At 66.7% G+C, this 19,181-nt stretch carries 20 protein-coding genes; 10 read left to right on the top strand and 10 right to left on the bottom strand.

Annotated features, from left to right (window positions below):
- Window positions 1–28: 28 nt before the first annotated feature.
- Window positions 29–988, bottom strand: a complete 960-nt coding sequence (locus ABNQ38_RS19010; RefSeq protein ID WP_377809733.1) for a DnaJ C-terminal domain-containing protein — start codon at window positions 986–988, stop codon at window positions 29–31.
- 51 nt (window positions 989–1,039) lie between these two features.
- Window positions 1,040–1,513: an RT0821/Lpp0805 family surface protein gene (locus ABNQ38_RS19005; RefSeq protein WP_098740225.1), complete on the bottom strand. Its 474-nt coding sequence runs from the start codon at window positions 1,511–1,513 to the stop codon at window positions 1,040–1,042.
- Window positions 1,514–1,700: 187 nt separating this feature from the next.
- Here ABNQ38_RS19005 and pdxH point away from each other — a divergent pair, with 187 nt between their 5' ends.
- From pdxH to ABNQ38_RS18980, 5 genes are all read left to right on the top strand, one after another.
- Entirely contained in the window at window positions 1,701–2,333 is a 633-nt protein-coding gene (pdxH, locus tag ABNQ38_RS19000) for a pyridoxamine 5'-phosphate oxidase (protein WP_377809732.1), read from the top strand.
- A 99-nt stretch (window positions 2,334–2,432) separates the two neighbouring features.
- Window positions 2,433–3,356, top strand: coding sequence for a cation diffusion facilitator family transporter (locus tag ABNQ38_RS18995; protein WP_377809731.1), 924 nt, complete (start codon window positions 2,433–2,435; stop codon window positions 3,354–3,356).
- Between the two features lie 246 nt (window positions 3,357–3,602).
- Entirely contained in the window at window positions 3,603–4,994 is a 1,392-nt protein-coding gene (locus ABNQ38_RS18990; protein WP_377809730.1) for a methyl-accepting chemotaxis protein, read from the top strand.
- 104 nt (window positions 4,995–5,098) lie between these two features.
- A complete protein-coding gene (hypD, locus tag ABNQ38_RS18985; protein ID WP_377809729.1) occupies window positions 5,099–6,211 on the top strand; it encodes a hydrogenase formation protein HypD in 1,113 nt (370 codons plus the stop codon).
- Window positions 6,212–6,431: 220 nt separating this feature from the next.
- A complete protein-coding gene (locus tag ABNQ38_RS18980) occupies window positions 6,432–7,253 on the top strand; it encodes a universal stress protein (protein WP_098740221.1) in 822 nt (273 codons plus the stop codon).
- Window positions 7,254–7,306: 53 nt separating this feature from the next.
- Here ABNQ38_RS18980 and ABNQ38_RS18975 read toward each other — a convergent pair whose 3' ends face one another.
- The 5 genes from ABNQ38_RS18975 to ABNQ38_RS18955 all read right to left on the bottom strand — a co-directional run bounded on the left by ABNQ38_RS18975 (window position 7,307) and on the right by ABNQ38_RS18955 (window position 11,380).
- Window positions 7,307–8,992: a methyl-accepting chemotaxis protein gene (locus ABNQ38_RS18975; protein ID WP_377809728.1), complete on the bottom strand. Its 1,686-nt coding sequence runs from the start codon at window positions 8,990–8,992 to the stop codon at window positions 7,307–7,309.
- Between the two features lie 372 nt (window positions 8,993–9,364).
- Window positions 9,365–9,847, bottom strand: a complete 483-nt coding sequence (locus ABNQ38_RS18970; RefSeq protein WP_377809727.1) for a GNAT family N-acetyltransferase — start codon at window positions 9,845–9,847, stop codon at window positions 9,365–9,367.
- 7 nt (window positions 9,848–9,854) lie between these two features.
- On the bottom strand, window positions 9,855–10,265 hold the full coding sequence (locus ABNQ38_RS18965) for a hypothetical protein (RefSeq protein ID WP_377809726.1): 411 nt from the start codon (window positions 10,263–10,265) through the stop codon (window positions 9,855–9,857).
- 56 nt (window positions 10,266–10,321) lie between these two features.
- A complete protein-coding gene (locus ABNQ38_RS18960) occupies window positions 10,322–10,741 on the bottom strand; it encodes a hypothetical protein (protein WP_377809725.1) in 420 nt (139 codons plus the stop codon).
- Window positions 10,742–10,867: 126 nt separating this feature from the next.
- Window positions 10,868–11,380 carry a ferritin-like domain-containing protein gene (locus ABNQ38_RS18955; RefSeq protein WP_377809724.1) on the bottom strand — a complete coding sequence of 171 codons (513 nt, stop codon included), beginning with the start codon at window positions 11,378–11,380 and terminating at the stop codon, window positions 10,868–10,870.
- Window positions 11,381–11,549: 169 nt separating this feature from the next.
- Between ABNQ38_RS18955 and ABNQ38_RS18950 the strand changes: the two genes are divergently transcribed.
- Window positions 11,550–11,780 (top strand): DUF6898 family protein, encoded by a 231-nt coding sequence (locus tag ABNQ38_RS18950; RefSeq protein WP_377809723.1) that lies wholly within the window; start codon window positions 11,550–11,552, stop codon window positions 11,778–11,780.
- Window positions 11,781–12,176: 396 nt separating this feature from the next.
- Window positions 12,177–12,704: a hypothetical protein gene (locus ABNQ38_RS18945; RefSeq protein ID WP_377809722.1), complete on the top strand. Its 528-nt coding sequence runs from the start codon at window positions 12,177–12,179 to the stop codon at window positions 12,702–12,704.
- A gap of 128 nt (window positions 12,705–12,832) precedes the next feature.
- Here ABNQ38_RS18945 and ABNQ38_RS18940 read toward each other — a convergent pair whose 3' ends face one another.
- On the bottom strand, window positions 12,833–13,276 hold the full coding sequence (locus ABNQ38_RS18940) for a MucR family transcriptional regulator (RefSeq protein ID WP_014247241.1): 444 nt from the start codon (window positions 13,274–13,276) through the stop codon (window positions 12,833–12,835).
- Window positions 13,277–13,861: 585 nt separating this feature from the next.
- Between ABNQ38_RS18940 and rpiB the strand changes: the two genes are divergently transcribed.
- From rpiB to nrdR, 3 genes are all read left to right on the top strand, one after another.
- The gene (rpiB, locus tag ABNQ38_RS18935) at window positions 13,862–14,299 is read left to right on the top strand and encodes a ribose 5-phosphate isomerase B (RefSeq protein WP_109095413.1); all 438 of its coding nucleotides are present in this window, start codon (window positions 13,862–13,864) and stop codon (window positions 14,297–14,299) included.
- A gap of 159 nt (window positions 14,300–14,458) precedes the next feature.
- Window positions 14,459–15,760, top strand: coding sequence for a serine hydroxymethyltransferase (glyA, locus tag ABNQ38_RS18930; RefSeq protein ID WP_098740214.1), 1,302 nt, complete (start codon window positions 14,459–14,461; stop codon window positions 15,758–15,760).
- A 34-nt stretch (window positions 15,761–15,794) separates the two neighbouring features.
- A complete protein-coding gene (gene nrdR / locus ABNQ38_RS18925) occupies window positions 15,795–16,262 on the top strand; it encodes a transcriptional regulator NrdR (RefSeq protein ID WP_098740213.1) in 468 nt (155 codons plus the stop codon).
- Window positions 16,263–16,320: 58 nt separating this feature from the next.
- Here nrdR and ABNQ38_RS18920 read toward each other — a convergent pair whose 3' ends face one another.
- Entirely contained in the window at window positions 16,321–18,423 is a 2,103-nt protein-coding gene (locus ABNQ38_RS18920; RefSeq protein ID WP_377809721.1) for a sodium-translocating pyrophosphatase, read from the bottom strand.
- 245 nt (window positions 18,424–18,668) lie between these two features.
- Window positions 18,669–19,127, bottom strand: coding sequence for a hypothetical protein (locus ABNQ38_RS18915; protein WP_377809720.1), 459 nt, complete (start codon window positions 19,125–19,127; stop codon window positions 18,669–18,671).
- Between the last annotated feature and the right edge of the window lie 54 nt (window positions 19,128–19,181).

Below are 19,181 nucleotides of genomic sequence, written 5' to 3'. Positions count from 1 at the left end.
GAGGGAAAGGGAAACCCTGCGTCGGCGGTTACTCCAGCCCGGCCTTCTTGCGGACGTCGTAGCTGCGGGTCTTCGCCCATTCCTCGACGAACTTGACCAGCTCGCCGTCGGGCGGGTCGGGGAGGACGACCTTCAGCTTCACATACTGGTCGCCCGGCTGCTTGGTGGCCTGGTTGACCACGCCCTTGCCGCGCAGGCGCAGGACGGAGCCGGTGTTGGCGCCCGGCGGCACCTTCACCGCGACCTTGCCGCTGATCGTCGGGACATTGACGGTCGCACCCAGAACCGCCTCGTTCAGGGTGATCGGCACCTCGACATGGATGTCGCCGTCCTGCCGGGTGAAGAAGGGGTGGGATTCGACATGCACCTCGACGATGGCGTCGCCGTTGGGCATGCCGCCCATGCCGGGCAGGCCCTGGCCCTTCAGGCGCAGTTTCGACTCGTTCTCCGTCCCCGGCGGGATGGCGACGTCGATGCTCTTGCCGTTGGACAGGTTGATGCGGCGCTTCGATCCGTTCGCCGCCTCCACGAAGGGGACGGTGACGGAATAGGAGATGTCGCTGCCCCGCACCTTCGGTCCGGCGGAGCCGCCGGCCCCGGCTCCGGCACCCGGCCCGCCGGGGCGGCGCTTGCCGCCGCCGAACAGGTCGGAGAACCAGTCGTCGCCGCCGCCGAAGAAGCTGTCGTCGGCGGTGCTGCTGTATGCCTTGCCGCGGCTGCCGGCGGTCCGGCCGCGCGAGCCGAAGCCCGCGTGCCGTTCCTGCCCCGACGGGTCGATCTCCCCGCGGTCGTAGCGGGCGCGCTTCTCGGCATCCGACAGCAGCGTGTAGGCGGCCGAGATTTCCTTGAACCGCTCCTCGTTGGCGGCGTCGCCCGGTTTCAGGTCCGGGTGATGCTGCTTGGCGAGCTTGCGGTATGCCTTCTTGATGTCGTCGGCACTGGCGGACCGGCTGACGCCGAGAACGCTGTAGGGATCGCGCGTAGCCACGGGCAGAGATTTCCCGCCCCAGGGGGGCTCAAAGGTTGCGGGTCGGCGGTGTTACGAGTTGCCGATGATCTTCCACGTACCGTCGGCCTGTTTGCAAGCGGTTCCGTAGGCCTGCTCCGTCCGCCCCTTGACCACGATGGTCTGTTGGAACTCGCGGCAATAGGTGCCGCTGTTGCTGTAGCCGTCGCGGGTGGTCACGATGGTGCCGGAATTGCCCGACTGCGGGTTGTTCCAGTTGATGCGGTCGCCGACCGGAGCGGCATAGGCCTGACGGGCCGCGGTCTCGGCATAGCCGGCATCGGCCTTGTCGAGCGAGCCGCCGATCTCCTTGCCGATGAAGGCGCCCAGCAGCGTGCCGACGCCGGTCGCCACCAGCTTGCCCGTTCCGCCGCCGATCTGCGAACCGATCAGGCCGCCGGCGACCGCACCGCCGACCGTGCCGACCGTTTCCTTCTGACCGCCCGTCTGGCACCCGGCCAGCAGGCCCACGACGATCACGGCCGGAACGACTTTCTTCACGAACATCCTTGCGCCTCGAAAAGGTTGGTTGCCGCGGCAGCCAATCGGTGGCTTCGCGGTGGACAGTGATATAAGCGACCCTATGCTTGCTGTGAATTGTGATGAGGCTGTGACCCTTACGCTTTTGCACGGAAGCCCGCTCCCGCACCGGCCGCCGGGGCCGTGCGGGACCCATCGAGACAGGACCACAGGAATGACGGACAGCAACGACCGCAATCCCCGCTCCCCCTATGACCTCTTCGCCGAATGGATGAAGGAGGCGGAGCAGAGCGAACCGAACGACCCCAACGCCATGGCGCTGGCCACCGCCGACGCCAGCGGCATTCCGTCGGTGCGGATGGTGCTGCTGAAGGGGATCGATCCGCGCGGTTTCGTCTTCTACACCAATACCGAGAGCCGCAAGGGCACGCAGCTGCTGGCGAATCGGAACGCCGCCCTGTGCTTCCACTGGAAGAGCCTGCGCCGTCAGGTGCGGGTCGAGGGGGCGGTCGAGATCGTCACCGATGCCGAGGCCGACGCGTATTTCGAGAGCCGCCCGCGCGAGAGCCGGATCGGCGCCTGGGCGTCCCTGCAGTCGCGCCCGCTGGAAGGGCGGTGGGAGTTGGAGAAGCGCGTCGCGCAGTTCGCCGCCAGATACGCCATCGGCACGGTGCCGCGGCCGCCGCACTGGACCGGCTTCCGCGTCCTGCCGTCGCGGATCGAGTTCTGGCGCGACCGCCCGTTCCGCCTGCACGACCGGCTGGTGTTCCAGCGGGCGGAGGGCCAGCGGGCGGGGGGAACGGACGCCGATGCGCCGGGTTGGACGACCGAGCATCTGTTCCCGTAAAGGGGATGTCAGACCGGTGCGGGCCGTAAGCGACCTGTAAGGACGGGCCGCTACGGTCGCGCCGGCCATGCCGGCCGGCTTTGCGGAGTGGGGGAACCAGTGAGCGACAATGCGGGAAACGCGGCATCGGCGGATCGCCTGCGCCGTTATGCCACCTATGCCAGCGTGTCGGTGGCCTCGACCCTGATCGCGGCGAAGCTGGGCGCCTATCTCCTGACCGAGTCGGTCAGCATCCTGTCCTCGCTGATCGATTCCTGCACCGACCTGATGGCCTCGGTGGTGACGCTGCTGGGGGTGCGCCATGCCCTGCGCCCGGCCGATGCCAACCACCGGTTCGGCCATGGCAAGGCGGAGGCGCTGGCGGCGCTTGCCCAGGCCGCCTTCATCGGCGGCTCCGCCGTGCTGCTGAGCATCGAGGCGGTGCGGCGGCTGGTCCGGCCGGAGCCGATCGCCGAGGGGACGATGGGCATCGCGGTGATGCTGCTGTCGATCTTGCTGACCGCAGGGCTGATCACCTTCCAGCGCCGGGTGCAGGCCGTCACCGGCTCCGTCGCCATCGGGGCGGACCGTCTGCATTATTCCGGCGACCTGCTGATGAACGGTGCCGTCATCGTCGCCATCCTGCTGACCGAGGCCACCGGGCTGACCGTGGTCGATCCGCTGTTCGGCATCGGCATCGCCCTGTTCCTGCTGAACGGCGCCCGCGGCGTGGCGCGCGACGCGCTGGACGTGCTGATGGACCGCGAACTGGCGGAAGAGGAGCGCGGCCGCATCGCCGAACTGGCATTGGCCGAGCCGGGGGTGCGCGGCCTGCACGACCTGCGCACCCGCAATGCCGGCACCGGCTGCTTCATCGAGCTGCATCTGGAACTGGACGGCGGCCTGACCCTGACCGCCGCGCACGAGATCGCCGACCGGGTGGAGACGCGGCTGCGCGACGCCTTCGCCAACGCCGAGGTGCTGGTCCATCAGGAGCCCGCCGGTCTGGTCGACGAACGGCTGGACCACCGCATCGCCGGCTAACGGCAGAAAAGTTGTGCGAGGCAGCCCCGTGATACGGATCCGCATTGCGGGATAACCCCCATATCGCGTTCAACTTTTGTCATCGCACAATCACTGGGCGCAGCTTCTCCTTAAGGTATCCTACCAATGGACAGGGGGACCGGGTTCGACCCGGTCACCCCGTTCGTTGCGAATCTGTATCAAAAGCGCAATAATAGTTCCCGGGAGAAAGCGCTCGGTTATAAAACAGCAAGAATGGTGGATATAATGGATGGTGGCTATGGGCTTCGTCCGCATCTGATCGCGGACATCGCGGAAGAGGCTGGCAATCTCGGTATCGAGATCGCGGATATCGCCGGCCACATCGAGGATGTGAACGCCCGCGTCACCCACCAGTCGGAGGTGTTCACCCAACTGCGCGACACCGGCGCCAAGATGTCGCGCAGCACGGACCGGATTTCCCAGGCCTCCGCCATCGCGCGCTCGGTCACCGAACAGGCACGGCAGGAGGTCGAGAGTTCGCACGACCGCGTGCAGAAATCCTTGTCCGACATCCATTCCCTGGTGTCGTCGGTGACGGGGATCGAAGGGCAGATCGCCGGGCTGCGCGACGCGCTCGACCGCGTCGGCAAAGTCGCCAAGGAGATCTTCACCATCGCCAAGCAGACAAACCTGCTGGCGTTGAACGCCACCATCGAGGCGGCACGCGCCGGCGATGCCGGGCGCGGCTTCGCCGTGGTGGCGAACGAGGTGAAGTCGTTGTCCACCAAGACCAGCGAGGCGACGACCGAGATCGATGCGACGTTGAAATCCCTGAACGAGCAGGCCCAGCGCCTGATGGTCGAGAGCGCCGCCAGCGCCGCCAAGGCCCGCGCGGTCAGCGAGGGGACCACCGCCATCGGCACGGTGATCGAGACGGTCGGCCGCGCCATGCGCGAGCTGAACGGCGAGACCGACAAGATCGACGCCGCGTCGGCCGAGATCGGCGGCAATTGCGGCGAGCTGGAGCGCGAGATCGCCGATCTGGCGGTGGGCGTGAAGCTGTCCAGCGAGAATCTGGCCCAGGCCCGCGACCGGGTGAACAATCTGGTCGGGATGAGCGAGCGGCTGATCGGCGTCACCGCCGAACTGAACATCGAGACGGTCGACACCCCCTTCATCGCCGCGGTGAAGGATGCCGCCACGAAGGTGTCCGCCGCCTTCGAGGATGCGCTGGCCCGCGGCGACATCAGCGAATCCGACCTGTTCGACCGCCAGTACCAGCCGGTCGCCGGATCGGATCCGCAGCAGGTGATGACCCGCTACACCCAGCTGTGCGACCGCGTGCTGCCCGGCATCCAGGAGCCGGTGCTGTCGGCCAACGGCCGCATCGTCTTCTGCGTGGCGGTGGACGAGAACGGCTATCTGCCCACCCACAACCGGCAGTTCAGCCAGCCTCAGGGCCGCGACCCGGTCTGGAACGCCGCCAACTGCCGCAACCGCCGCATCTTCAACGACCGCGTCGGGCTGGCCGCCGGCCGCAGCACCAAGCCCTTCCTGTTGCAGACCTACCGGCGCGACATGGGTGGCGGGAAGTTCGCGCTGATGAAGGACGTATCCGCCCCCGTCACCGTGCGTGGACGCCACTGGGGCGGGCTGCGGTTGGCCTACAAGGTGTGAATGGTTAAGGTCTGGGCGAGACGATTTCCCGGACTTCCCTCTTGATCCGTATCAACGCATACGATCAGCCTTGCAGGTGAAATGGCGGGGCAGAGGGAGCGATCATGAAATACGTCGAAGAGTTCCGCGATCCGGTTCTTGCCCGCAACGTCGCCGCCGCCATCGCGCGGGAGGTGCGGGCCGACCGCTCCTATCACCTGATGGAGTTCTGCGGCGGCCACACCCACGCCATCTCCCGCTATGGCATCCCCGACCTGCTGCCCGGCAATGTGCGGATGATCCACGGGCCGGGTTGCCCGGTCTGCGTCCTGCCGGTCGGGCGGATCGATGATGCCATCGCGCTCGCCCGCCGGCCGGAGGTGACGCTGTGCACCTATGGCGACGTGATGCGCGTGCCGGGATCGGGGCGGCTCAGCCTGCTGAAGGCCAAGGCGCAGGGGGCCGACGTGCGGATGGTGGTGACCGCCGATGCGGCGGTGCGCATCGCCGCCGAGAATCCGGACCGGCAGGTGGTGTTCCTCGCCATCGGCTTCGAGACGACGACCCCGCCGACGGCGCTGGCCGTCCGTGCTGCCGCGGCGCAGGGGCTGACCAACTTCTCCGTCTTCTGCAACCATGTGCTCACCCCGTCGGCCATCCAGGGCATTCTGGCCGGGGCCGATGAGGGGCTCTCGCTCGACGGGTTCGTCGGGCCGGCCCATGTCTCGGTCGTCATCGGGTCGGAGGCCTACGCCCCGGCCGCGGCGGAGCATGGCAAGCCGGTGGTGATCTCCGGGTTCGAGCCGCTCGACGTCCTGCAATCCATCCTGATGCTGGTCCGCCAGATCAACGACGGGCGGGCCGAGGTCGAGAACCAGTTCACCCGCGCCGTCACCGCCGACGGCAACCGCAAGGCCCAGGCACTGGTTCTGGAGATTTTCGAGACCCGGCCGTCCTTCGAATGGCGCGGGCTGGGCAGCATCCCGCACAGCGGGCTGAAGCTGCGCGACGCCTATGCCGCCTTCGATGCCGAACGGCGCTTTCCCATCGCCGGGGCCAGCGTTGCCGACCACAAGGGCTGCGATTGCGGCGCCATCCTGCGTGGGGTGAAGCGGCCGGTCGACTGCAAGCTGTTCGACACCGTCTGCACCCCGGAAAACCCCATGGGATCCTGCATGGTCTCGGCCGAGGGCGCGTGTGCCGCGCATTACACCTATGGACGGTTCCGCGACGCCTGACTGGTTCCCGGATCGGTTTCCCGGACAGCCAGCTCGCCCCCTTGCGACCTCTCGCCGCAGGCCGGCAGAACGCTGCTGGACGAACGCCGTCCGGCTGAACATGATGCATCTGAAACAATCCGCCAGCCTGCCGACCGTCCCGCAGATCGCCCGCGTCGGCCGGCCCGGCGGAGAACCGCAGACGTCATAAGACTTCGCATTTCATACCGGGAGGACCCGCATGACCTACAAGCACATCCTCGTCCATCTCGACAGCAGCCCGCATGTCGAGGCGCGTCTCGATGCCGCCGTCGCGCTGGCCCAGCGTCATGGCGCCTTCCTGCGCGGCCTGTTCGCGCAGGGCGACCGCAACGCCACCAGCGTGATCGCCCGCCGGTCCAGCGACCATCTGGGCGACGCCGCGGCCCGCAGCGAGGCGCTGTTCAAGGAAAAGCTCGCCGCGTCCGGGTTGCAGGGCCATTGGCACGGCCTGACCCATGGCGAGTACAACCATGTCATCCGCGAGGTCATCATCTGGTCGCGCTTCGCCGACCTGACGGTGCTGGGCCAGTATGACCGCGAGGCGGGATCGCAGGCGGCGCCCGAGGAGTTGAACGAGCAGGTGGTGCTGAATTCCGGCCGCCCGGTGCTGGTCATCCCCTATGCCGGCCGCTTCGCCACCATCGGCCAGCGCGTGGCCGTCGCCTGGAATGCCGAGCGCGAGGCTGCCCGCGCCCTGTCCGACGCCATGCCGATGCTGGAGAAGGCCAAGGAGGTGACGGTCATCACCGTGCTGACCCAGGCCTCCTCCTCCGCGTCGGAAGCGCCACGGGTCGGCGTGCTCGACCATCTCGCCTTCCACGGCGTGACGGCGGAGCAGACCCACTTCACCGTGAGCGACATCGGTGCGATGGACGCCCTGCTGGCCCGCGCCATGGACACCGGCGCCGACCTGCTGGTGATGGGCGCCCACGGCCATTACGGCTTCCCGTTCCTGCACCGCGGCAGCGGGACGCGGCATGTCCTGCGCACCTGCCCGGTGCCGCTGCTGCTGTCGCACTGACGAATGGGGCAGGGGGGCGCCGGGTCGCGCCCCCCTGGTTCGTCACGCCGCCGTCACGCCGCCTTCACGCCGGTGAGGAAGCTTTCCACCTCCTGGCGCAGGCGGGTGGATTCGCCGGTCAGGTGATCGGCGACGCTGCGGACTTCGCCGGCCGCGCGGCCGGTGTCGCCGGCGGCGCGGGTGACGCCGACGATGTTGCTGGTCACCTGCTGCGTGCCCTGGGCCGCCTCCTGGACATTGCGGCTGATTTCCTGGGTCGCGGCGCTCTGCTGTTCCACCGCCGAGGCGATGGTCGCGGAGATCTGGCTGATCTCGGTGATGATGCGGCCGATCTCCTCGATGGCGGACACCGCCTCGCGCGTCGCGCCCTGGATGGTGGCGATCTGGCCGGTGATGTCCTCGGTCGCCTTGGCGGTCTGGTTGGCGAGGCTCTTCACCTCGCTCGCCACCACGGCGAAGCCCTTGCCGGCCTCGCCGGCGCGTGCCGCCTCGATGGTCGCGTTCAGCGCCAGCAAATTGGTCTGCGCCGCGATGTTGTTGATGAGGTCCACCACCTCGCCGATCTTCTGCGCCCCTTCGGCGAGGCCCGACACCACGCCGTTGGCGCGGTTGGCGCCGCTGACCGCCTGTTCGGCGACGCGGGTGGACTGGGAGACCTGACGGCCGATCTCGGCGATGGAGGAAGAGAGTTCCTCCGCCGCGGCGGCGACGGTCTGGACGTTGGCGGACGCCTGCTCGGCGGCCGACGCCACCGTGGTGCTCTGGCGGTTGGTCTCGTCGGCGGTGCTGGTCAGCGCGCCGGCCGACTGCTGCATCTGGGTCGCGGCACCCGACAGGCTCTGCACCACCGCGGTGACGTTGCCCTCGAAGGTGCGCATCAGCTCCTCCAACCGGGTGGCACGACGGGCTTTGGCTTCCTCCTCGGCGCGCTGGGCGGCGGCAAGGCGGTCGGCTTCGATGGCGTTGCGCTTGAACACATCCACCGCTTCGGCCATGGCACCGACCTCGTCCCTGCGGCCGACGCCGGGCACCTCGACCGCGCGGTCGCCGCCGGCCAGCCGACCCATGGCGGCGGTCATGGCGACGATGGGCGTGGCGATGGACCCGCGCAGCACCAGCCCGGCGGCCACGGCGACCAGAAGGGAGATCAGCGCACCGGCGATGGCGGTGACGTAGCCGGTCGAGAAGGCGGTCTTCTGTTCCGCGTCGCGCGCCGTCAGCAGCGCACGCTCGGCGTCCTCGATCTGCCGGACCAGGGCGCGGATGCTGTCCATCGCCGACTTGCCGAGCGCCTTCGCCTCCATCGCGCGGGCCTCCTCGCGCGTGTCGGCCTTGGACATCAGGGCGATTTCCTTTTCCGCCACCGTCTCGCGCCAGGTGGCGGCGTGCCTGCGCAATTCCTCCAGCCGGGCCTGCTGCTGCGGGTTGTCGGCGGTCAGCGACTTCACCTCCGCCAGGGCACGGTCGAACGCCTGCGCGCCGGAGCGGTAGGGCTGGAGAAAGGCCGGATCGCCGCTGACCAGATAGCCGCGCAGACCGGTTTCCTGATCGACCATTGCCGTCATCGCCGCATCGGTGGTCTGGATCACGCGGTAGGTGTGGATCGTCCAGCCGATGGAGGACTGGATCGACGATAGGGTCAAATAGTTGGCAATGCTGATTGCGCCAATGATGACGATCAATGCAGAAAATGCCGTCAACAGCTTTCCGCCGATGCGGAGATCGGTGAACCAGGACATCGTCTTGCCCCTCATGTAACCGGACAGGCCTTTGATTCGCGGGGACAGTCGCCTCGCCTTCGGAGTTGCATACGAAAGGGTGAATGCCTCACCCCATCGAATGCGAGAACTGATACGTCAACGATTTCGATTTCGATCATCGAAAATTCTACGTATGACGAAATCATCGGTCTGTTACGTAAGGCTTATGCCTCGCCGGCAGATGAAGGAATAACAATGCCCGTTGTCTTCCCAGGGTTGCGGACAGCCGCGGGCAGCAATGCCCCCGTATGCATGGGGCATTGTGTCGCATCGCCGTGCTGGCGACGGCGGGCGGCTGTAGGGGAGGTGTCTCGACGCAGGTTCAGCGGCGGATCGCCGACAAGGAAAGCGTCAGCGCCGCAGCCGCATGTCGATGTGGGGAATGCCGAAATCGTCGTACGGGTCGGTGTCCCGGACGAAGCCGAAGCTGCCGTAGAAGCGTTCGAGATGTTGCTGCGCGCCGATGACCACGTCGCGGCCGGGCCAGCGCTCCGCCAGCACCGTCAGCGACTCCGCCACCAGCGCCCGACCCAGCCCGGTGGAGCGTTGCGACGGATCGACCGCCAGACGGCCGAAGGAGACCGGCGCGTCCGGATTTGCCCCATCCGGGCCATCTTCGTCAGGGCCGAGGCAGCGGGCGCAGCCGACGATGGTGCCCGCCTCGTCCAGCGCGATCAGGTGAAGCGCGCCGGGATCGCGGCCGTCGATGTCGGGGTAGGGGGAGGCCTGCTCGACCACGAACACGCGGCTGCGCAGGGCCAGCATGTCGTGCAGGTCGCGTAGCGTCAGGGCGTCGAAAGCGACGCGGCGGATGGGCGGCGGGGCGGTCTTCACGGGATGCTCAGGCAATCGCGTTGCGGATCATGTAGTCGGCGATGTCCTTGGGCTTCACCTTGACATCGGTGAGCGGCTCGTCGGCGGTCATCGCCTTGGCGACCAGCAGGCTGTTCTGCACGTTGGTCAGGGTGATGCGGTACACGCCGGCCGCTCCCTTTAACCGCGGGTAATAGGTGGGGTCGATCGCCTTCTCGCGCCGGCCGAGCCGGGCCAGCGCGGCTTCCTCGTCCAGCTCATCGACCGGCTTGGTCTGGATCAGTTTCCAGTCGGACTCGCCACCCCAGCCGGCGGCGACCGCCGCCTTGACCGCGGCCTCATCCTCCGCGATGCCCAGCTTGTAGATGTGCTTTCCCTGTCCGACGTCGGACGCCCATTTGCTCAGGGCGGCGCTGCGCGCGACATAGACGAGGGGCATGACGAGTCGATCCTTAAGCATGGAGCCTGGAATTACGCAGCTTCTCGGGGAGCAGTCTATTGCAGCGACGACTGCCGCGCGATGGGCGTGATGAGGATGCGGCTGACCACGTCCTTGCCGAACATGGCGATCACCGATTCGTCGATGCGGCGGCGCAGGGCGGGGACGTTCGCGATGTTGCCGCGGACGATCCAGCCCTCGTCCACGCCCTTGTAGATGGCGGTCAGGATGGCGTCGTGCAGGCGCGGGATGCTGAGCTGCACCTCGCCCAGCTTCAGGGCGTCGCCGATCTCCAGGTTCACTTCGACCTGGGTGTATTTCTCGATCCGTCCGGCATTCACCACCGGGACCATCAGCGGCTTGATCCGCACCGACGGCGGCAGGGCGCCCGGCGCCCCTTCGTTCGCAATGGCCGATGGCGCCGACGGCAGCGTCAGGAACAGGGCAAGGCCGAAGGCACACAAAAGGCGACGCATGACCGAACACCGCGAAGGACCGGAAAGCGGGGATGCTATCGGTCCGACGCGGCGCTTGCAACCGGGGTCCGGCCCTTATGCAGGGCCGGGGACGATCGGTCACGGAAGACTTGAGGGATTATGGGATCAGGCGGCTTTCCTGCCGCTGGCCGCCATCGCCTTCTTGTTGACGTCGCTGATCGCCAGCTTGTTCAGCAGCGTGTCGGTGTCCTTTTCCTCCTGCAGCGTCTCGTCCAGCAGCTGGGCGACCCTGTCGAGGCCGCAGGCGGTGGCGAAGGCATGCAGCGTGCCGTAGCTGGCGATCTCGTAATGCTCCACCTTCTGGGCGGCGGCGATCAGGGCGGCGTCCTGCACCTCGGGCGCCAGACCCATCTCCAGGATTTCCTGGGCTTCGCTGATCAACCCCTCCATCGCGTCGCAATGCTTGCCGCGCGGACGGGTATCCAGCTCCTCGAACACCTGCTGGAGCCGCTCGATCTGCCCGTGGGTCTGTTCCAGATGGGTTTCGAACGCCTGGCGCAGCTGGTCGGAGCTGGCGGCCTTGGCCATCTTGGGCAGGGCCTTCGCGATCTGCTTCTCGGCGTGGTAAATGTCGCGAAGATCTTCGATCAGCAGATCCTGCATCGTCTTGGCGGCCATTTTGGTGGTCCTTCCTCGCAGTGGGGGTTGGCGGAGCGGGGCTCCTGCGCGCCGAATGGCTGGGTGGACAACAGCGACGGCTGCCGGGTGTTGCGGTCTCGAACGGGGACTGACCTTAGGGTAAGGAAGGCCGGGCGATGTGGAACCGGGCCAAGGGAGGGCATTGGGCATGACCGACGGTGACGTGCTGTTCGAATTCCAGCGGGTCGGCAGCTATCTGCGGGTAACCGCCATCGATGCCAGGACCGGCGTCGAGGTGACGGTGGCCGGTCCGGCAACCGGCAGCCAGGAACTGCTGAAGCGGACGGCGATCAACAAGCTGCGCTTCGTGCAGAACAAGGGCGTCGGAGCCGCTGCGCCGGCCAAGCCGGGGCCGAAGCGGGGCGGCGGACTTTACTGACCGAGCCGCAACACTCGATAGTTGCTTATCTGGCGCCAATTGCTCGTATCCGCAAGGTGCGAAAAGAAAACGCGCCGCCGGACGGGGCCGGGCGGCGCGTATCGAAGTCTGGCTTTTGCTGATGGTGAGCGCCGGCATGCCTCCGCCGGCGGCCCCGACGCTGGGTCGGCCCGCCGGTCGTAGAGCGAACCGCTCGACCCCGACAGTAGACCTATGCCTGCCCGTTGACACTGGCGCAGGGGGTGTAACGCTTGTAGAACCGCGCATCTCTGAACGAATGGTGCATGAGGAAATCCCCTTTTCCTGCGCCGTTCAGCCGGTTAAGCCGGGTGTCGGCCGGGCCGTTTTCCGTGCCGGCCTTCGGGCAGACAAATGAAACGCCAGAGGATCGAGGCCATGTTGGGTTTTAAGGCGGCGGGTTTCAGGACGGCAGGCTTCAGGACGCTGGGCGTGACGGCTTTCCTGCGCGTGTCGCTGATGTCGGCGGCGTTGACGGCCACCGCTTCGGTTGCAACCTTGCCGGTTCTGGCGATCCCGCAAGTGGCGCTGGCCGCGTCGTCCCAGCCGACCCAGAAGCCGGGCCATGGCGCGCAGGACCATGGCGGCCGTCAGTCCGCCCCCGGCGCTGCCGGTGCCGCTGGCGGGACGGCAAACGGTGGACCGCCCTCGACCGCCCCGCAACCGACGATGCCGGCCGCGGGCTGCCTGAAGCCGGGTGTGCCGCTGTGCATGGACGATCAGGCGACCTTCCTCAGCGCCGACAAGATGTCGTCCTGTCAGGGCGAGGTGAAGGATTACGTCGACAAGTCGATGAGCTATCTGACCTGCCTGAACGAAGAAAATGTGTCGACAGGGCGCGAATTGAGTCGAAATGTCGACCGTTTCAACTGCCGCCTGTCGGGGCGCAAGGGGTGCGCCAACTAAGGCTTGCGGCCCTTGGAATGCAACCGATTCGCAGCTTCAACCAATAGGATGGCAGGGCCATCGACCGGACACGCACACGGGCCGACTCCTGGGTGGATCGGCCCGTGTTGCATACGGACTTTACTCGATCAACCGGCCTTGCGGCGGGTCTGGCGGCCGGAACTGCGGCCCAGGCCGATGCGCTTGGCGAATTCCGAACGCTGCGCCGCATAGTTCGGTGCGACCATCGGATAGTCGGGCGGAAGTCCCCAGCGTGCGCGATACTCATCCGGCGACATGTTGTAGGTCGAGCGAAGGTGCCGCTTCAGCATCTTCAACTTCTTCCCGTCTTCCAGGCAGACGATGTATTCGGGCGTCACTGACTTGCGAATCGGAACGGCCGGCTTCAGCGGCTCCGCCGCGACCTCACGGGGCTGACCATTCAGACCGGTCAGCGACGAGTAAACCGTATTGATCACGTCGGGGATTTGCTGAGCAGGCAACACGTTCTTGCTGACATACGCCGATACGATGTCGGCGGTCATCCGCAGCAGCGCATTGTCCGGTACATCGGCGCGAAGCTGGTCGCTCATTGCACTGTGTCCTGGTTTTTCATTTGTCCGTACGAACCAAGTTGCATACCGTGATTTGGGTGTCAATATAATTTCGGCAAGCATCAAATTAGTTGCTCTTGTCGGCCAGAACAAAGGAACGCCGCGTAAATCAGCCTTCGCTGAAAATCGTTGCACGGTTGTGGCTGTGCCGCGGCTTTAAGGGGCGTCTAGTAGGCGGCGGCTTACGATTTTCCCCCGGCTCCGTTGCGGCAATTGCCGGATTTCCCCCGCATATAACGAATCGGCTATCTCCCTTGTTTTGCCCCTTCGGCAACGAAGAGGTGAAAACAGAGACCGAACTTTCGCGGTGGTAGGCGCCGGAGCCGCTCCGGCTGCGCGCCGGCCGATCACGGGCCGGAGATCGACCGCCAAACCGACCGCCGCCGGTCGGTGTTGGGTTTAGCTATGCATCCACGTCATGGTGTGGCTGTGGCGGTTGGCACCGACATCTGGTAGGGTGCCGGCGTCTTTTGCCCGATTGCAGGCCGCTTCGCCGGCCCGGTTGCCGCCTGTGCATCCGTACTGCCCGTATCCGTTACCGACCGCACCGGAGTTTCCGCCGTCATGACCGTCCGCACCGTGGCACTCGCTTCCGATCACGCCGGCTATGAGCTGAAGGCTCAGATCGCACGGCAGCTTGAGGGCGCCGGCTACACCGTCCTCGATCTCGGTACCGACGGTCCGGCCTCGGTCGATTACCCGGACTTCGCCGCGGCGCTGGCCGCCGCCGTTACCGACGGCCGGGCGCAGCGCGGCGTGCTGGTCTGCGGCAGCGGCATCGGCATCAGCATCGCCGCCAACCGCCATCCCGGCATCCGCGCCGCCCTGGTGCACGACGTGACCACGGCGCGCCTGTCGCGCGAGCACAACGACGCCAACGTGATCGCGCTCGGCGCCCGCATCGTCGGGCCGGAGATCGCCAAGGATTGCGTTGAAATCTTCCTCAAGACCGACTTCGAAGGCGGCGAGCGCCACAGCCGCCGCATCGCCAAGATGGGCTGAGCGCGTCTTCGCGCCGCTTTTCCTGGCCCGTTGCTTGGCCCCATATTTGGCCGTGAAGGCCCGCAACCGGGACGCGACAGAGTCCGGAAAGACCCGACGAAAGCGGGCGGGCCGTGCGCCCGTCCTGCTTGACGCCCCTTCGATGAGGAACCTCCCGCCATGACCAGCAGCAACACCGCAGAGATCGGCCGCTTCTTCGCCGCCTCGCTTGCCGAGACCGATCCCGAACTGGCCCGCGCGGTGCGCGACGAGCTGGTCCGCCAGCAGGAGCAGATCGAGCTGATCGCCTCCGAGAACATCGTCTCCCAGGCGGTGCTGGAAGCGCAGGGCTCGGTCCTGACCAACAAGTATGCCGAAGGCTATCCGGGCAAGCGTTACTACGGCGGCTGCGAATTCGTCGACGTGGCGGAGAACCTTGCCATCGAGCGCGCCTGCAAGCTGTTCGGCTGCGATTTCGCCAACGTGCAGCCGAACTCCGGCTCCCAGGCCAACCAGGCGGTCCTGCTGGCCCTGCTGCAGCCGGGCGACTGCGTGCTGGGCATGTCGCTGGCCGCCGGCGGCCACCTGACCCACGGCGCCGCCCCCAACATGTCGGGCAAGTGGTTCAAGGCGGTACAGTACGGCGTGCGCAAGGACGACCACCTGATCGACTTCGATCAGGTCGAGGCGCTAGCCCGCGAGCACAAGCCGAAGCTGATCATCGCCGGCGGCTCCGCCTATCCGCGCGTCCTGGACTATGAGCGCTTCCGCGCCATCGCGGACGAAGTCGGCGCGATCTTCATGGTCGACATCGCCCACTATGCCGGCCTGATTGCCGGCGGCGTCTATCCGAACCCGTTCCCCTATGCCGACGTGGTCACCACCACCACCCACAAGACGCTGCGCGGCCCGCGCGGCGGCATGGTGCTGACCAACAAGGAAGACATCGCCAAGAAGATCAACTCGGCCGTCTTCCCCGGCCTACAGGGCGGCCCGCTGATGCATGTCATCGCCGCCAAGGCGGTGGCCTTCGCCGAGGCGCTGCGTCCGGAGTTCAAGACCTACGCCCAGGCGGTGGTCGACAACGCCCAGGTGCTGGCCAAGACGCTGATCGCCGGTGGGCTGGACATCGTATCGGGCGGCACCGACAGCCACATCGTGCTGGTCGACCTGCGTCCGAAGAACCTGACCGGCAAGGCGGCGGAAGCCAGCCTCGAGCATGCCGGCATGACCTGCAACAAGAACGGCGTGCCGTTCGACCCGCAGAAGCCGATGATCACCTCCGGCGTCCGCCTGGGCAGCCCGGCGGCGACCACGCGCGGTTTCGGCACCGCCGAATTCAAACAGGTCGGCGAAATGATCGTCGAGACGCTGGACGGTCTGGCCGCCAGCAACTCCGGCGACAACACGGCGGTCGAGGCGGCGATGCGCGAGCGTGTGCGCGGCCTGTGCCGTCAGTTCCCGATCTATCCCACGCTGTAATTGCCCACGCTGTAATTAACGGGGAATCCACCAGATGCGCTGCCCGTTCTGCGGAAACGAGGACACCCAGGTCAAGGACTCGCGCCCGACCGAAGACAACTCGGCAATCCGCCGGCGGCGCTTCTGTCCCAGTTGCAGCGCCCGCTTCACCACCTTCGAACGCGTCCAGCTGCGCGAGCTGACGGTGGTGAAGAGCAACGGCCAGCGCGAAGGCTTCGACCGCGAGAAGCTGCTGCGGTCGATGAGGATCGCGCTGCGCAAGCGCCCGATCGACGCCGACCGCATCGACCGGGTGGTGAACAGCATGGTCCGCCAGCTGGAATCCTCCGGCGAGAGCGAAATCCCGTCGAAGCAGATCGGCGAGAAGATCATGGAAGCGCTGCAGACAATGGATCAGGTGGCGTATATCCGCTACGCCTCCGTCTACAAGGACTTCCGCGAGGCGTCCGACTTCAACGAGTTCGTGGAAACTCTGGCGCCGGAAGCCTCGCCGGGACTGTAAATGCGTCGGTGCGGGGCAGGCGGTTGTCCTGCCCCGCACCGGTCGCCCACCCGAACTCTCATCCGATCTGTGCGAGGATCGCCAGCAGCAGGATCGCCACGATGTTGGTGATCTTGATCATCGGGTTCACCGCCGGGCCGGCGGTGTCCTTGTAGGGGTCGCCGACGGTATCGCCGGTCACCGCCGCCTTGTGGGCGTCGGAGCCCTTGCCGCCGTGATTGCCCTCCTCGATGTACTTCTTGGCATTGTCCCAGGCGCCGCCGCCCGACGTCATCGAAATGGCGACGAAGATGCCGGTGACGATGGTGCCCAGCAGCATGGCGCCCAGCGCCGCGAAGCCTGCCGCCCGCCCGCCGATGGCGGCGATCACCAGATAGAGGACCACCGGGGCCAGGACCGGCAGCAGCGAGGGGATGATCATCTCCTTGATCGCCGCCTTGGTCAGCATGTCCACCGCACGGCCGTAATCGGGCTTGGCGGTGCCCTCCATGATGCCGGGGATTTCGCGGAACTGGCGCCGCACCTCCACGACGACGGACCCGGCGGCGCGGCCGACGGCGGTCATGCCCATGGCCCCGAACAGATAGGGCAGCAGGCCGCCCACCAGCAGCCCGACGACGACGTAAGGATCGTTCAGCCGGAACTCGACCGGAATGTTCGGGAAGTAATGGCCCAAATCCTGGACATAGGCAGCAAAGAGAACCAGCGCCGCCAGACCGGCGGACCCGATGGCATAGCCCTTGGTCACCGCCTTGGTCGTGTTGCCGACGGCGTCCAGCGCGTCGGTGGTGACGCGGATGTTGGCGGGCATATCCGACATCTCGGCGATGCCGCCGGCATTGTCGGTGACCGGCCCATAGGCGTCGAGCGCCACCACCATGCCGGCCAGCGCCAGCATCGTCGTCGCGGCGATGCCGATGCCGAAGACGCCGGCCTGCCCATGGGCGATCAGGATGCCGGCGCAGATGACGATCACTGGCAGGGCGGTCGATTCCATCGACACGGCAAGGCCCTGGATGACGTTGGTGCCGTGCCCGGTCTCCGATGCCTTGGCGACGCTGCGCACCGGGCGGAAGGCGGTCGAGGTGTAGAACTCGGTGATCCAGACCAAGAGGCCGGTGACGCCCAGCCCGACCAGCGCCGAGACCAGCAGGTTGAAGCCGGTGATCGACACGCCGTCCGTCATGGTGATGGCGCGGGTGAAGCCGAACAGGATCGCGGTGACGATCACGATCAGCACAAACGAGATGCCGGCCGCGACGGCCAGCCCCTTGTAGAGCGCCTTCATGATGTTGTTGTCGGGGCCGAGCTTCACCGCGAAGGTTCCGGCGACCGAGGCCAGGATGCAGACGGCGCCGATCAGCAGCGGATAGACCAGCATCATCCGCAACACGCCGCCGGTAAAGAAAATCGCCGCCAACAGCATGGTGGCGACGATGGTGACGGCGTAGGTTTCGAACAGGTCGGCGGCCATCCCGGCACAGTCGCCGACATTGTCGCCGACATTGTCGGCGATGACCGCCGGGTTGCGCGGGTCGTCCTCCGGGATGCCGGCCTCCACCTTGCCGACTAGGTCGGCGCCGACGTCGGCGCCCTTGGTGAAGATGCCGCCGCCCAGCCGGGCGAAGATCGAGATCAGCGAGGCGCCGAAGCTGAGCGCCACCAGCGCCTCCAGCACGGTGCGGACCTCGACAGGATCGTTGACGCGGTAGACCAGGGTCAGGATGCCGAAATAGCCGCCGACCCCCAGAATCCCCAGCCCGACCACCAGCATGCCGGTGATCGCCCCCGACTTGAAGGCGATGTCGAGTGCCGGCGCCAGACCGCGGGTGGCGGCCTCGGCGGTGCGGACGTTGGCACGGACCGAGACGTTCATGCCGACATAGCCGGCGCTGCCCGACAGCACGGCGCCGATCAGGAAGCCTAAGGCCACCGGAAAGCCCAGCGTCACCCATAGGATGACCAGCAAGACGGCGCCGGCGATGGCGATGGTGGTGTATTGGCGGTTCAGATAGGCGCGCGCCCCTTCCTGCACCGCGGCGGCGATGGCCTGCATCCGTTCGGATCCAGGCGACGCGGCCATGACTTCTTTTCCGGTACGAAAACCGTAGGCCAGCGCGAGCAGGCCGGCGGCGATGATGACGATGAACGCTAGAGCCATCGCATCCCCCGATTGATTTTAAGGTCGCGCCCCGGAAAGGCTGGTCCCACCACGGTGGTCAAGTGGGGGAGAAGTCGGGCGCAAGTATTATCGGGAAAAGCATGCGCCCGGTCCCGTCGCTTTGCAACCGCCGCACGGGGCGGCGCGACGCGGCGAAATGGCCGGGGGTACCCCTGGCCTTTATGGGTAGTGTCGGGATAATGCACCGCAAAATGGGTGCGAGTTGCGGGTGCTGCGGGCGGCGGTCAGAGATTGCGCTGCGTAACCGCCTGGACCAGCACGTCATAGACCGCGTCCTTGCCGACGACTTTGCCGGCGGCCTCCACCAACTTGGCCTTTACGGCAGGAATATTGACCAAAGCCCCGTTCAGGATCGATTTGTCGGCGATGCCGCCATAGAGCGCGGTCAGGAACGCATCGGTCAGGCGCGGCTGGTTGGCCTGGACCATCGGCTGTTTTTCCAGGAGCACTTCCACTGCGACCACGACGGTCACGAACTGCTCGACTCGGGTCGGGCCGATCATCGGCACCACCAGCGGGGGAAGACGGACGAAGGCGGTCGGCGGCTTGGGTGGCGGCTCCACCTTCTTCGGCGGTGCGTCGGGATGTTCGGTGAAGTATTTCTGATAGACGAACCAGCCACCGAAGCTGGCGCCGCCCAGCAACACGATGCCGAGAACGAGGACGATCAGAGCCTTGACCACGGCAACACACCTTGCGCAAACGGCGAATCGCCGAACCCTGCGCTGGCGATGCTT

Source organism: Azospirillum sp. A29 (assembly GCF_042604625.1).
Classification (GTDB): Bacteria; Pseudomonadota; Alphaproteobacteria; order Azospirillales; family Azospirillaceae; genus Azospirillum; species Azospirillum palustre.
Note: the sequence above shows the minus strand (reverse complement) of the source record. Positions and strands in the feature narration are given on the sequence as shown.